This is a genomic window from Amycolatopsis acididurans (genome assembly GCF_012328925.1).
GTDB classification, from domain to species: Bacteria; Actinomycetota; Actinomycetes; order Mycobacteriales; family Pseudonocardiaceae; genus Amycolatopsis_E; species Amycolatopsis_E acididurans.
This window is the reverse complement of record NZ_JAAXLS010000023.1, coordinates 55,764-70,355: the sequence shown is the minus strand read 5'-3', so window position 1 is coordinate 70,355 and position 14,592 is coordinate 55,764. Positions and strand designations below refer to the sequence as shown.

Genomic DNA, 14,592 nt, shown 5'->3' with positions numbered 1-14,592 from the left:
GCGGGAGGGCCTGACATGTCCGATCTCACGGCCGGTCTCATTCAGACCGGTCTCCTTCTCGTCGCGCTCGCGGTGGTCTACAAGCCGCTCGGCGACTACATGGCGCGCGTGTTCACCGGTGAGAAGCACCTCGCCGTCGAACGAGGGCTGTACCGGCTTTTCCGGGTCGACCCCGGATCCGAGCAGCGGTGGCCGACCTACGCCATGGGCGTGCTCGGTTTCTCGTTCGTCTCGATCGTGCTGCTGTATCTGCTGCAGCGCCTGCAATCGTTGCTGCCGTTGAACTTCGGTCGCGGCGCCATCGATCCCGGTACCGCCTTCAACACCGCGATCTCCTTCGTCACCAACACGAACTGGCAGTCCTACGTGCCGGAGTCGGTCATGGGGCACACGGTGCAGATGGCCGGGCTGACCGTGCAGAACTTCCTGTCCGCGGCGGTCGGGCTGTCGGTGGCGATCGCGCTGGTGCGCGGGTTCGTGCGGCGGCAGACCGACCGGCTCGGCAACTTCTGGGTGGACCTGACCCGCGGCACGATCCGGATCCTGCTGCCGATCTCGGTGCTGTTCGCGATCGTGCTGATCGCGCTGGGGGTCACGCAGAGCCTGAAATCCGGGGTGAACACCGCGAGCGGCACGATCGATCTCGCGCCGACGGCCGGCCAGGAGGCGATCAAGGAACTGGGCACCAACGGGGGCGGCGTCTTCAACGCCAACTCCGCGCACCCGTTCGAGAACCCCAGCGTGTGGACCAACCTGATCGAGATCTTCCTGCTGCTGGTGATCCCGGTGTCGCTGACCCGCACGTTCGGCACGATGGTCGGCAACCGCAGGCAGGGCTACGTGCTGGTGTCGGTGATGGGCGGGATCTGGGCCGCGATGCTCGCGATCACGTGGTGGGCCGAAACCCATCCCAACGGCCCCGCGGCGCTGCTGGCCGGCGCGGCCATGGAAGGCAAGGAGCAGCGCTTCGGGCTGTCCGGTTCCGCGTTGTTCGCCACCAGCACCACCGGCACCTCGACCGGCGCGGTCAACTCGATGCACGACAGCTTCACCGGGCTCGGCGGCGGAGTGCCGTTGCTGAACATCCTGTTCGGCGAGGTCACGCCGGGCGGTGTCGGCACCGGCCTGTACGGGATTCTCGTGGTGGCGATCATCGCGATGTTCCTCGCCGGGCTGATGGTCGGCCGCACGCCCGAATACCTCGGCAAGAAGCTCGGCAAGCGGGAGGTCACCGCCGCCGCGATCTCGATACTCGCGATGCCGACCGTGGTGCTGCTCGGCGCCGGTGCCGCGCTCCTGCTGCCGGACACCGCGTCCGCGCTGGCCAACAGCGGCCCGCACGGACTGTCCGAAGTGCTCTATGCCTACGCCTCGGCGGGCAACAACAACGGCAGCGCGTTCGCGGGCATCACCGTCACCGGCAACTGGTTCCAGGCGACACTGGCGATCGCGATGGCGCTGGGCCGGTTCGTGCCGATACTGGCCACGCTGTGCCTGGCCGGATCGCTGGCGGCGCAGAAGAAGGTGCCCGAGACCGCGGGCACGCTGCCCACGACCGGGCCGCTGTTCGGCTCCCTGCTGGCAGGCACCATCGTTCTCGTCGCGGCGCTGACGTTCATCCCGGCGCTCGCGCTCGGCCCCATCGCGGAGGCACTCGCATGACCATCACCGAAGAACGGCCGCGCACCGAGTCCGAACCCGGACGCGTCGGCGCGGGCGTGTTCAGCCCGCGGCAGCTGCTGACCTCGCTGCCCGACGCGCTGCGCAAACTCGATCCCCGGCACCAGCTCAAAAACCCCGTGATGTTCGTGGTGTGGATCGGCTCGGTGCTGACCACGGTGTTCGCGATCGGGGAGCCGAGCGTGTTCACCATCGGCATCGCGGTGTGGCTGTGGTTCACCGTCGTGTTCGCGAATCTCGCCGAGGCGGTCGCGGAGGGCCGGGGCAAGGCGCAGGCGGAGTCCCTGCGCCGCACCAAGAAGGAGACCGTCGCGCGCCGGCTCACCAAGACCGGCGAGGAACACGTTCCCGGGGTGGAACTGCGCGTCGGTGACCTCGTGGTCGTCGAAGCCGGCGAGCTGATCCCCGGCGACGGCGACGTCGTCGAGGGCATCGCCACCGTGGACGAATCGGCGATCACCGGTGAGTCCGCGCCGGTGATCAGGGAGTCCGGCGGCGACCGTTCGGCGGTCACCGGGGGCACCACCGTGCTGTCCGACCGGATCGTCGTGAAGATCACCACCAAGCCCGGAGAATCCTTTGTGGACCGCATGATCGCGTTGGTGGAGGGCGCTTCCCGGCAGAAGACGCCCAACGAGATCGCGCTGACGATCCTGCTGTCGACCTTGACGATCATCTTCCTGCTCGCGGTGGTCGCACTGCAGCCGATGGCGGCGTACTCCGGGAGCGAGCAGTCGGTGCTCGTGCTGACCGCGCTGCTGGTGTGCCTGATCCCCACCACGATCGGCGCGCTGCTGTCCGCGATCGGTATCGCGGGCATGGACCGGCTGGTGCAGCGCAACGTGCTCGCCACGTCCGGGCGCGCGGTGGAGGCGGCGGGCGATGTGTCGACATTGCTGCTCGACAAGACCGGCACGATCACTTTCGGCAACCGCAGAGCCACCGAGCTGATCCCGGTCGGCGGGTCCACTTCGGACGAGCTGGCGCGGGCCGCGCGGCTGGCGAGCCTCGCGGACGAGACCCCGGAGGGCCGCAGCATCGTGGAGCTCACCGAGGGCACGCGGGGCGCCGACGAGCGTGGCGAGTTCGTGCCGTTCACCGCGCAGACCCGGATGAGCGGGATGGACCTGACGGGCAGGCAGGTGCGCAAGGGCGCGGCGAGCGCCGTCCGCGCCTGGGTCGGCGCCGAGCTGCCCGCCGAGACCGAACGCGTCGTGGACGAGATCAGCACGCAGGGTGGCACGCCGCTGGTCGTCGCCGAGCGGCTGAACGGCAACGCGGTCGTCCGCGGCGTGATCCGGCTGTCCGATGTGGTCAAACCGGGGATGCGCGAGCGGTTCACGGAACTGCGTGCCATGGGCATCAGGACCGTCATGATCACCGGCGACAACCCGTTGACCGCCAAGGCGATCGCCGCCGACGCCGGAGTGGACGACTACCTCGCCGAGGCCAAGCCCGAGGACAAGATGGCCCTGATCCACAAGGAGCAGGAGGGCGGCAGGCTCGTCGCGATGACCGGCGACGGCACCAACGACGCGCCCGCGCTGGCGGCCTCGGACGTGGGCGTCGCGATGAACACGGGCACCTCGGCGGCCAAGGAAGCCGGGAACATGGTCGATCTGGACTCCGACCCGACGAAGCTGATCGAGATCGTGGCGATCGGCAAGCAGTTGCTGATCACGCGTGGCGCGCTGACCACCTTCAGCATCGCCAACGACCTCGCGAAGTACTTCGCGATCCTGCCCGCGATGTTCGCCTCGATCTACCCGCAACTCGGCGGGCTCAACATCATGCACCTGCACTCGCCGCAGTCGGCGATCCTGTCCGCGGTGATCTTCAACGCGCTGATCATCGTGGCGCTGATCCCGCTGGCGCTGCGCGGCGTGCGGTACACCCCCGCGAGCGCGTCGGCGCTGCTGCGGCGGAACCTGCTGGTGTACGGCGTTGGCGGGATCGTCACGCCGTTCGCCGGTATCTGGCTGGTGGACCTGCTGGTCCGCCTGATTCCGGGGATGTGACCATGCTCAAACAAACCATGGCCGGGTTGCGGGTGCTGCTCGTGTTCACCGTGCTGCTCGGCGTCCTCTACCCCCTCGGCATCTGGGCGGTGTCCCGGATTCCCGGCCTGCAGTCGCACGCCGAGGGCTCGGTGCTGACCGCGAACGGGCAGGCCGTGGGCTCCTCGCTGATCGGCATCGACCCGGTGCCCGCCGATCCCGCGCGTGATCCGTACTTCCACACGCGCCCGACCGCGGCGAGCCTGCCGGCCTCGGGTGGCTCCAACAAGGGCGGCTTCAATCCGGACCTGGTGGCGAGCGTCGCAGAACGCAAGGCCGCCATCGCACAGCGGGAGGGCGTCTCGCCGGACGCGGTGCCCGCCGACGCCGTCACGGCTTCGGCGTCCGGGTTGGATCCGGACATCAGCATCGCCTACGCCGACCTCCAGATCGCGCGGGTCGCCCGGAACACCGGCCTGCCCGGGGCAGCCGTCCGCGCGCTGGTCGCGAAGTACACCAGCGGCGACGGGATCGGTATCCCCGGGGTGAACGTGCCGGAGCTGAATCTCGCGGTCGCCCAAGCGGAGGCACACTGAATCCGTGGACGAAGAGCAGGACAAGCCGCGCCGGGGTGAGCTGCGCATCTACCTCGGCGCGGCGCCCGGCGTCGGCAAGACGTACGCGATGCTGGGCGAGGCGTGGCGCCGCAAGGAACGCGGTACCGACGTGGTGATCGGGCTGGTCGAGACGCACGGCCGCACGAAGACCGCCGATCTGCTCGAGGGCCTGGAAGCCGTGCCACGCCGGCAGGGCTTCCACCGCGGCCGCGAGTTCGGCGAGATGGACGTCGACGCCGTGCTCGCGCGCAGACCCGAGGTCGCCGTCGTGGACGAGCTCGCGCACACCAACATTCCCGGCTCGCGCAACGAGAAGCGCTGGCAGGACGTGCGGGAGCTGCTCGCGGCCGGGATCGACGTGCTGTCCACGGTCAACGTGCAGCACCTGCAGAGCCTCGGCGACGTGGTCGAGAAGATCACCGGGGTGATACAGCAGGAGACGGTGCCCGACGAGATGGTGCGCCGTGCCGAACAGGTCGAACTGGTCGACATCACACCCGAAGCGCTGCGGCGGCGGCTCGCGCACGGCAACGTCTACCCGGCGGAACGGATCGACGCAGCGCTGGCCAACTACTTCCGTCCCGGCAACCTCACGGCGCTGCGCGAGCTGGCTCTGCTGTGGGTGGCCGACCAGGTGGACGTCGCGTTGCAGCGGTACCGCGCGCAGCAGCGGATCACCGACACGTGGGAGGCGCGGGAACGGATCGTCGTCGCGATCACCGGCGGCCCGGAGAGCGAGACGCTCATCCGCCGGGCCAGCCGCATCGCCGCACGGGCCGGCGGGGAACTGATGGTGCTGCACATTCTGCGCGGCGACGGCCTGACCGGGCTCGGGCCCGCCGAATTGACCAAGGGCCGCAAACTCGCCGAGGATCTCGGCGCCACCTTCCACACCGTCGTCGGCGACGACGTGCCCGACGCGCTGCTGGATTTCGCCCGCGGCGTCAACGCCACGCAGCTGGTGCTCGGCACGTCGCGGCGGTCGCGGCTGGCGCGCCTGTTCGACGAGGGGATCGGCGCGACGGTCGTGCAGCGGTCCGGGGCGATCGACGTGCACATGGTCACGCACGAGGCGGCGGGCGGGCGGCTGCGCACCCTGTTCGGCCGCAGCCCGCTGGGTTTCAACCGCAAGGCCGCGGGCTGGGTGCTGGCCGTGGTGCTGCCCGCGCTGGCCACGGTGCTCGGCGCCGTCCTGCGCGGGCAACTCGACTTCTCCACCGACGTCGTCGACTATTTCCTGGTCACGGTGCTGGTGGCGTTCGTGGGCGGGCTGGGCCCCGCGTTGCTGGCCTCGGTGCTCTCGGCCGGGCTGCTCAACTACTTCTTCACCGAGCCCTTCTACACACTGGCCGTCCATTCGCCGCACAACATCGTCACGCTGGTGGCGATGATCATCGTGGCGGTGCTGGTGGCGCTCGTCGTGGACGCCGCCGCCCGCCGGGCGACGCAGGCCGCGCAGGCACGCACCGAGGCGTCGCTGCTCGCGTCGTACGCGCGCACGGTGCTCACCAACACCGAGCCGCTGCCGAGGCTGCTGGCGAAGGTGCGGGAGAACTTCGGGCTGGAATCGGTGACACTGCTGGAAAAGCGGGACGGCACTTGGGAACGGGTCGAGGAATGCGGTCCGAACCCGTGTGCCGAGCCCGACGAGGCCGATGTGGACATTCCGGTGACCGCCGACGTGCACCTGACCCTGCGTGGTCGCGCGCTGCCCGCCGCGGACCGGCAGGTGCTCGAAGGCGCGGCGGGGCAGGCGCTGCTGGCGTTGCGACAGCAGCGCATGGCGGCCGCGGCCGCGCGGGCGGAGCGCAAGGCGGAGGCGACCGAGCTGCGCACCGCGCTGCTGTCCGCGCTCGGCCACGATCTGCGCACCCCCCTGACGTCGATCAAGGCGGCGATCGGCAGCCTGCGTGCGCACGACATCGACCTCTCCCCGGAGGACACCGGCGAACTCCTTGCCACCGCGGAGGAATCGACCGACCGGCTCGCCGGGCTGGTGGACAACCTGCTCGACTCTTCGCGGCTGGCCACCGGCGCCGTGCGCCCCCAGCTGCGGCCGGTCGGCTACGACGAGGTGGTGTGGCACGCGTTGTCCAGTGTGGACGGTTCCGATCGGGTGCGGGTGGAGGTCGACGAGCGGCTGCCCGCGGTGCTGGCGGATCCGGGACTGCTGGAACGCGTGGCGGCGAACCTGGTGGACAACGCGTTGCGGCACGGCGCCGGCGCGGTCGCGGTGCGCGCCAGTAACTACGCGGAGTACGTGGAGCTGCGGGTGGTCGACCACGGCAAGGGGCTGCGCAAAGGCGCGGCCGACTCGGCGTTCGCACCGTTTCAGCGGCTCGGGGACCGGGACGCGACACCCGGCATCGGGCTGGGACTTTCCGTGGCGAAGGGGTTCACCGAGGCGATGGGTGGCACGATCAGGGCGGAGGACACCCCCGGCGGCGGACTGACCGTCGTCCTGTCGCTGCCCGCCTACCAGGCGCCGCAGGTGATTCCGATCGTGGTCAGTGAGGAGCGGATTCCGTGAGCACACCGACGGTCCTTGTCGTGGACGACGAGCCGCAGATCGTGCGCGCGCTGCGGATCAACCTGACGGCCCGCGGCTACAAGGTCGTCACCGCGCACGACGGCACCGCGGCTCTGAAGGCGGTCGCGGAGGCGAAACCGGACGTGGTGGTGCTCGACCTCGGGCTGCCGGACATGGACGGCAACGAGGTGATCGCCGGGCTGCGGGGCTGGTCTGCGGTGCCGATCATCGTGCTGTCCGCGCGCAGCGACTCCCCGGACAAGGTGCAGGCCCTGGACGCGGGCGCCGACGACTACGTCACCAAACCCTTCGGCATGGACGAACTGCTCGCCCGGTTGCGCGCCGCCGTCCGCCGCTCGGCGGTGTCCACTTCGGACGGGATGGATGCGGTGGTGCGCACCGACAGCTTCACGATCGACCTCGCGGCCAAGAAGGTGCTGCGCGACGATCGCGAGGTGCACCTGACCAAGACCGAGTGGGGTGTGCTGGAACTGCTCGTGCGCAACCGGGGGCGGCTGGTGTCGCAGAAGCAGTTGCTGCGCGAGGTCTGGGGCCCCGCGTACGAGACCGAATCGCATTATCTGCGCGTGTATCTGGCGCAGCTGCGGCGGAAACTGGAACAGGAGCCCTCCCGGCCCCGGCATCTGCTGACGGAACCGGGAATGGGCTACCGCTTCGAAAACTAGCCCTGGCTGGGGGAGGTACTGCCCGAGCCGCTGCTGGTGCCGCCGGACGTCGTTCCGGAGGTGCTGCTCGTGGACGTGCTCGGGCTGCCCGAGGGGCTGGTCGTGCCGCTCGCCGACGTGGTCGGCTTCGTCGGATCGGTGGTCGGCGACGTCGGCTGTGTGGTCGGGCTGGTCGTCCCGCCGCCGGTGCTGGTGGTCGTGCTCGGAGGCGGGGTGGTGGTGTCGCTGCGCGGCGTGGACGGCGGCAGCTGCGTGCCGGGCGGAACGTAGACATCCGACGGGATCGGCGTGCCGGGCGGCAGGACGTAGGGCGCCTGCGACGAACCGGCGGGCGGCACGATCGTGACGACCGACTGGCCGTCCGGGCCCACGCTCACCACGGCCGTCCCGTGGCTGGGGCTCGGGACCGCCTGGCCGCCGACCGTCATCGTGCCGGGCACGGGGTTACCGGTGATGACCTGCGGACCGGAACCCGTATTGGTATTGCCCGCGCGGATGTCGGAGGTCTCCGAGGACGGCGAGGCGAGCTGGGCAAGGCCGCCGAAAGCGGTGGCGAGCACGACGCCGCTCACGGCGATCATGACGTAGCCGGCGCGCTTCGACCGCGACGACGGATCGCGCGGCGGTGCGACTTCGGTTCGCTTACCCGAACGTGACCCCAAATGGGCCATTGTGGCTCCTTGCTGAGGAATTTCGGCCGGTTGCTGCCCGGGAGTGTGTAGCCCGAGCGGTGGACCCCGTCGCGCACATTAGCACTGTCTGTTAACGGTGCGCGTGCACTGCACCGCCCAGGGTTAACTGTCCGCAGTCAAACCGGTGAGGCAGCATGGGGGTCGTGACAGTGCAGAACGAGTCGGTGCGCTTGACCGCCTGGGTGAGCGGACGAGTACAGGGTGTCGGTTTCCGCTGGTGGACCCGGTGCCGCGCGCTCGAACTGGGGCTGGTGGGCAGCGCGCGCAACCTCGCGGACGGCCGAGTCGAGGTCGTCGCCGAGGGCCCGAAAGATCACTGTGAGCAGTTGTTGTCCGCGCTGCGGTCTTCGGCCTCACCCGGAAGTGTGGATCGTGTTGTCGAGCGATGGGCGCAGGCGCAAGGCGGCCTTCACGGTTTCGACGAACTGTGAGACGCCTGGGGCGAATGTGACGCAGGAGGCCGCGGCACGCCGAGCGGCGACCGGCGTCCACGGGCGGGGACGAGCGCCTCGGTAGACTCACCCGACCGGCAGTACTTTTCTCATAGCAGTTCCCAGCGGTCGGAGGGATCTCCGCGAAGTGCACCTGAAAAGCTTGACGCTGAAGGGCTTCAAATCCTTCGCCTCGGCTACCACGCTGCGGTTCGAGCCCGGCATCACGTGTGTGGTCGGCCCGAACGGGTCCGGTAAGTCGAACGTGCTCGACGCGTTGCGCTGGGTGATGGGCACGCAGGGCGCGAAGGATCTGCGTGGCGGCAAGATGGAGGACGTCATCTTCGCCGGCACGTCCGGCCGCGCGCCGCTCGGCCGCGCCGAGGTGACCCTCACCATCGACAACGCCGACGGCGCGCTGCCCATCGAGTACTCCGAGGTCTCGATCACCCGCCGCATGTTCCGTGACGGCGCGAGCGAGTACGAGATCAACGGCAGCTCGTGCCGGCTGCTCGACATCCAAGAACTGCTGTCGGACTCCGGTATCGGCCGCGAGATGCACGTCATCGTCGGGCAGGGTCAGCTTTCCCAGATCCTGGAGTCCAAGCCCGAGGAACGCCGCGCCTTCATCGAAGAGGCCGCGGGCGTGCTCAAACACCGCAAGCGCAAGGAAAAGGCGCTGCGCAAGCTCACCGCGATGCAGGGCAACCTCGACCGCCTCGGCGATCTGACCGCGGAGCTGCGCCGCCAGCTCAAACCGCTGGGCAAGCAGGCCGAGATCGCCCGCAAGGCGCAGGCCGTGCAGGCCGAGCTGCGGGATTCGCGGCTGCGGCTGCTCGCCGACGACCTGGTCACCCAGCGCACGACGATCGCCAGGGAAGAGGCCGACGAGCACGCCGCCCGTGCCCGTCGCGCCGAGGTCGAGCAGGCGCTCGAGGTCGTCGCCGCCGAGGAAGCCGAGCTGGAGGCGCTGCTCGGCGAGGACGCGCCGAAGCTCGCCGCCGCGCAGGACACCTGGTACAAGCTGTCGGCGCTGGCCGAACGGCTGCGTGGCACGGTGCGGCTGGCCGTGGAACGGCAGCGGCATCTCTCCGCCGAGGTCGAGACGCAGAGCAGCGGCCGCGATCCGGAGGAACTGCTGGCCGAGGCCGAGCAGGTCGCCGAGCGCGAGGAGGAGCTGAACGAGGCCGTCGCGCAGGCGCGCTCGGTGCTGTCGGAGACCGTGCAGCGGCGCGAGCAGCTCGAACATGCGGTGCAGGCGGCGGAAAAGGCGCACATGGCGGCGGTTCGGGCCGTCGCCGACCGCCGCGAAGGTCTTGCCAAGCTCACCGGCCAGGTCGAGGCGCTGCGCAGCAAGAACGGCGCCACGTCCGACGAGATCGACCGGCTGAGCACCGCGATCGAGGAGGCCGCCGAACGCGCCGAGGTCGCGACCGAGGAACTGGAAGAGGCCAAGGCCGAGGGCGGCATCGAGGAGTCCGACGACGCCGAGCTGCGCGAGCGGCACGACCGCGCGGTCGAGGCCGACAACGTCGCACGGGCCCGCGTCGAGGAACTGGTCAAGGCCGAACGCGCCGCCGAGAAGGAGATCGCGTCGGAGAAGGCGCGCATGGACGCGCTGTCGATGGGCCTCAAGCGCAAGGACGGCGCCGGCGAGCTGCTCGGCGCCGCGGACCGGCTGCCCGGCCTGCTCGGCTCGGTCGCCGCGCTGCTCACCGTCGAGACCGGATACGAGGTCGCGCTCGCCGCCGCGCTCGGCCCGGTCGCCGACGCGGTCGCGGTGCAGGGCGGCGAGGACGCCCTGGCCGCCCTGAAGTTCTTGAAGGACAACGACTCCGGCCGCGCGGGCGTGCTGCTCGGCGGCCAGGAGTACACAGTGGACGTCTCGTCGTGGCCGTCGCTGCCCGAGGGGGCGCGGTGGGCGCGCGACGTGGTGACCGCGCCGGAGGCGCTGCGCCCGGCGGTCGAGCGGGCGCTGGAGCGGGTGGCCATTGTGGACACCCTGGAGACGGCGCGCCGCGTGGTGGCCACGCAGCCGAGCGTCAGCACGGTCACCACCGAAGGCGACGTGTTCGGTGCGCACTGGGCCGTCGGCGGTTCGGCGCGCAGCGAAAGCGTCATCGAGGTGCAGGCCGCGGTCGACGAGGCGCGCGACCGGATGCTGGCGGCCGAGCGCGGCCTCGAACGCACCGCCGCCGAACTGGAAGGCGCACGCGCCGAGCAGCAGGCCCGCCGCGACGAGGTCGACCAGGCCAAGGAGGCGCTCGGCGAGGCGAAGGTCCGCAAGGCACGTTCGTCGGAGCGGCTGAACCGGCTGCAGCAGGCGGCGCGTTCGGCCGAGGCCGAGGTGACGCGGCTGCACCAGCAGCGCGCGAAGGTCGAGGCCAGCCGCGAGGAGGCGCTGACCAAGCTCGCCGAGCTGGAGGAGCGTCTGGCCGCGGTCGCCGAGCAGCCCGTCGACGAGGATCCGGACACGAGCGAGCGGGACGATCTCGCCGACGAACTGGCGACCCTTCGGCAGGAAGAGGTCGAGGCGCGGCTGGCGCTGCGTACCGCGGAAGAGCGCGCGCGGGGCATCGCGGGCCGGGCGGAATCGCTGCGCCGCGCCGCCTACGCCGAACAGCAGGCACGTGAGCGCGCCGAGAAGGCTCGCGCCGCCAGGGCGAAGGGCGCCGCGATCGCGAGTGCGGTCGTGGATGCGGGCGAGTTGGCGCTGGAGCGCATCGAGTTGTCCGTGCAGCGCGCCGCGGCCGAACGCGATCAGGTGCAGGCCGCGCGTCAGGGCCGGGAAACCGCGCTGGCCCAGGTGCGCAGCCGGGTGCGGGAGCTGACCGGCGAGTTGGAGAAGCTGACCGACGCGGTACACCGCGACGAGGTGCTGCGGGCCGAGCAGCGGCTGCGGCTGGAGCAGCTGGAGACGAAGATCGGCGAGGACTTCGGCATCGGGCTGGAGGAACTGGTCGCCGAATACGGCCCGGACGTGCCGGTTCCGCCGAGCGCGGGGGAGATGGCCGAGTACGAGGAGGCGCGTGAGCGGGGCGAGCAGGTCAGCCCGCCGCCGCCGATCCCGTACGACCGGGGCACGCAGGAGCGCCGGGCCAAGCGCGCGGAGAAGGACCTGTCGATGCTGGGCAAGGTCAACCCGCTGGCGCTGGAGGAGTTCGCGGCGCTGGAGGAGCGCTACAAGTTCCTGTCCACGCAGCTGGAAGACCTCAAGGCGACGCGCAAGGACCTGCTGACAGTGATCAAGGAGGTCGACGAGAAGATCCTGGAGGTCTTCACCAGCGCTTACCACGACGTCGCGCGCGAGTTCGAGACCGTGTTCTCGGTCCTGTTCCCCGGTGGCGAAGGCCGGATGGTGCTCACCGAGCCGGACGACATGCTGGCCACCGGCGTCGATGTCGAGGCGCGGCCGCCGGGCAAGAAGGTCAAGCGGCTGTCACTGTTGTCGGGTGGCGAGAAGTCGCTGGTGGCGGTCGGGATGCTGGTCGCGATCTTCCGTGCCCGGCCTTCGCCGTTCTACGTCATGGACGAGGTCGAGGCCGCACTGGACGACACCAACATGCGGCGCTTGATCGGCCTGCTGGAGCAGCTGCGCGATTCGAGCCAGCTGATCATCATCACGCACCAGAAGCCGACGATGGAGATCGCCGACGCGCTGTACGGCGTGAGCATGCAGGGCGACGGCATCACGAAGGTCATCTCGCAACGCCTGCGCGACGAGAAGATCGAAGCGACGCCGGAACCAACCCCGGCCTGACCGTCCAAAGGCAGCGACACAAACGAAGCCTCCCGGCGACGCCATCGCCTAGCTGATCGGCAGCTCGCCGTCCCACTCCTCGAGCGGGGCGCAGTGCCAGGTCCACTTCGTCAGCCGGCGGTACTCGCCGAGCGGGGCGCGGCCGTTCGTCCACAGCAGGGTGGGCCAGGCGGGCGTGTCCGTCGGCGCCCACGGGAACAGCCGGTACAACGCCGCCGCGGCGAGCACGGCGGGCGGCTCGAACTCGACGCCCAGGCCGCGTGCCGCGTCGTAGGTGTGCACCAGCAGCTCGTCGCACGCCATGGCCGCGAAGCCGGCTGCGTCGGCGATGCCCGCCGGGTGGAAGCCTCGTGCCTCGTCGGAGCTGGTGGCCACGACCGCCGCCAGCACCTTCGCGGTGGTGCCGACCGTCACCACGAGTTCGGCGGGCGCCGAGTCCGGCTTCACCTTCGCATCCATTGTGGACAGCTCCACGGGACCGCCGGCCAGGTCGTAGGCGTACCAGTGCACGCTGTCGCAGGCGTGCGCGACGACCTCGGCGACCGTCATCTCCAGGTCCGGAACCTTGGCGGTCCAGTCGCCGTCGAGATGCGCCGACAGGAACTCCGCGCATGTCTCGGCGGTGGTGAGCAAGACCTTCGCGTCCATCTAGACGGGCTCCGGTTCCTTCAGTGCCGTGGCGTCCGCTTTCGGGTCCGCCGTGCGGTGCCGCAGCGACAGCCCACCGCCCACGACGAGCGTGATTCCTACGCCGAGCAGGGTATACCAGGGGAACGCGAGCACGACGGGCTTCGCACCCGGCGCGGGCGGGATGCGCACCGCGAGCACCACCACCGCCATCACGGCGACGGTCACCACGAACGCGATGATGGCGTCGAGCTGCCGCGCCCGCTTGACCCACATGCCGAGGAAGAACGCGCCGAGCATCGCGCCGTAGGTGTAGCCGGTGATGGACAGCCCCTGCTCGATCACCGGGTTGTTCGTGCTGGAGAACAGCGAACCGAACACCGCGAACACGACCGCCCACACGAGTGTCCACACGCGACCGTGCCGCAGCAGCGTGGAGTCCTCGGGCTTGCGTTTGGTGAACCGCTGGTAGAGGTCGGCGACCGTCGAGTTGGACAGTGCGTTGAGCGCCGAGGCGAGCGCGCCCATCGTGGAGGCGAGGATCGCGGCGATCAGCAGCCCCGCGACCCCGGCGGGTAACTCGCTGGTGATGAACTTCGTGAAGATGTTGTCGCTCTTGCCGCCCAGCTGCTGGGCGTTCTTGAACCCGTTGTGCGCCCACAGCATCGCGCCGACGAACAGGAACAGCCCGAACTGGATGGTCACCGCGATACCGCTGCCGATCAGCGCCTTACGCCCGTCGGCGATGCTGCGGCAGGACAGGAACCGTTGGACGATCAGCTGGTCCGCGCCGTGCGAGGCCATCGTGAAGATCGCCCCGCCGACCACCGCCGTCACGAACGCGTACTGGCTGGTCAGCAGATGCAGGATGTCGACGTCGAAGTCGAACAGCTTGAAGATGCCGGTGTCCGCCGCCCGTGACGTCCAGCCTGAAGGCAGCTTCGTGGCCAGCACGATCATGGCGACGACGGCGCCGCCGATGTAGATCGACAGCTGGATGACGTCGACCCACACCACGGCCTTGATCCCGCCGACCAGCGCGTAGATCACCGTCAGTGCGGTGAGCACGACCACGATCTGCCAGTACTGGGCGTGCACCCCGTAGTAGGACAGGATCAGCTGGATCGGGATGGCGCCCGCGAACAGCCGCACGCCCTCGGCCAGCAGCCGCGTGACGATGAACGCGATCGAGGAAACCCCCTGCATCGTCGAGCCGAACCGTTCGCCGAGGAACGCGTACGCCGTCGTCTGTTTTCCCTTGAAGTAGCGCGGCAGCAGCACGAACGACACGAGGATCCGGCCGATGATGTAGCCGAAGGGCAGTTGCAGGTAGGTCAGCCCGTTGTAGCTGCCCTGCCCGGCCCAGATGAGGCCGGGAGTGCTGATCACCGTGAGCGTCGAGGTCTCGGTCGCGACGATCGAGAAGCACACCGCCCACCACGGCAGGCTGCGCTCGCCGATGAAGTAGTCGGTGGCCGACCGCTGCTTGCGGCCGACGAGGACGCCGATCGCGGGCATGGCGGCCAGGTAGACGACGATGATCGCCAGATCCACGGGATGCATCTGTCTCTC

10 protein-coding genes are annotated in these 14,592 nt (G+C 69.9%); 7 read left to right on the top strand and 3 right to left on the bottom strand.

Translation table 11 applies throughout. The features are described from left to right. The first annotated feature begins 15 nt into the window (after positions 1 to 15). From kdpA to HFP15_RS26730, 5 genes are read left to right on the top strand one after another with little or no spacing between them, the layout of a single operon-like run. Positions 16 to 1,662 carry a potassium-transporting ATPase subunit KdpA gene (gene kdpA, locus HFP15_RS26750; RefSeq protein WP_168519514.1) on the top strand — a complete coding sequence of 549 codons (1,647 nt, stop codon included), beginning with the start codon at positions 16 to 18 and terminating at the stop codon, positions 1,660 to 1,662. Continuing rightward, complete coding sequence (gene kdpB, locus HFP15_RS26745) at positions 1,659 to 3,698, top strand: potassium-transporting ATPase subunit KdpB (RefSeq protein ID WP_168519513.1); 2,040 nt, start codon at positions 1,659 to 1,661, stop codon at positions 3,696 to 3,698. Before kdpA ends, kdpB begins: the two co-directional genes overlap by 4 nt. 2 nt (positions 3,699 to 3,700) lie before the next feature. Then, the gene (locus tag HFP15_RS26740) at positions 3,701 to 4,273 is read left to right on the top strand and encodes a potassium-transporting ATPase subunit C (RefSeq protein ID WP_168519512.1); all 573 of its coding nucleotides are present in this window, start codon (positions 3,701 to 3,703) and stop codon (positions 4,271 to 4,273) included. Positions 4,274 to 4,277: 4 nt separating this feature from the next. Then, entirely contained in the window at positions 4,278 to 6,824 is a 2,547-nt protein-coding gene (locus HFP15_RS26735) for a sensor histidine kinase (protein ID WP_168519511.1), read from the top strand. Then, complete coding sequence (locus HFP15_RS26730) at positions 6,821 to 7,510, top strand: response regulator (RefSeq protein ID WP_168519510.1); 690 nt, start codon at positions 6,821 to 6,823, stop codon at positions 7,508 to 7,510. Before HFP15_RS26735 ends, HFP15_RS26730 begins: the two co-directional genes overlap by 4 nt. Here the strand turns inward: HFP15_RS26730 and HFP15_RS26725 are convergent. Continuing rightward, positions 7,507 to 8,181: a hypothetical protein gene (locus tag HFP15_RS26725; protein ID WP_168519509.1), complete on the bottom strand. Its 675-nt coding sequence runs from the start codon at positions 8,179 to 8,181 to the stop codon at positions 7,507 to 7,509. The two genes, HFP15_RS26730 and HFP15_RS26725, sit on opposite strands and share 4 nt — an antisense overlap. 155 nt (positions 8,182 to 8,336) lie before the next feature. Between HFP15_RS26725 and HFP15_RS26720 the strand changes: the two genes are divergently transcribed. Together HFP15_RS26720 and smc are read left to right on the top strand one after the other, a co-directional pair. Next, entirely contained in the window at positions 8,337 to 8,633 is a 297-nt protein-coding gene (locus tag HFP15_RS26720; protein ID WP_168519508.1) for an acylphosphatase, read from the top strand. Between the two features lie 148 nt (positions 8,634 to 8,781). Next, the gene (smc, locus tag HFP15_RS26715; RefSeq protein WP_168519507.1) at positions 8,782 to 12,393 is read left to right on the top strand and encodes a chromosome segregation protein SMC; all 3,612 of its coding nucleotides are present in this window, start codon (positions 8,782 to 8,784) and stop codon (positions 12,391 to 12,393) included. 48 nt (positions 12,394 to 12,441) lie between these two features. Here smc and HFP15_RS26710 read toward each other — a convergent pair whose 3' ends face one another. Together HFP15_RS26710 and HFP15_RS26705 are read right to left on the bottom strand one after the other, a co-directional pair. Further along, positions 12,442 to 13,041 (bottom strand): maleylpyruvate isomerase N-terminal domain-containing protein, encoded by a 600-nt coding sequence (locus tag HFP15_RS26710; RefSeq protein WP_168519506.1) that lies wholly within the window; start codon positions 13,039 to 13,041, stop codon positions 12,442 to 12,444. Further along, positions 13,042 to 14,583 carry a sodium:solute symporter gene (locus tag HFP15_RS26705; RefSeq protein ID WP_168519505.1) on the bottom strand — a complete coding sequence of 514 codons (1,542 nt, stop codon included), beginning with the start codon at positions 14,581 to 14,583 and terminating at the stop codon, positions 13,042 to 13,044. Positions 14,584 to 14,592 lie beyond the last annotated feature (9 nt).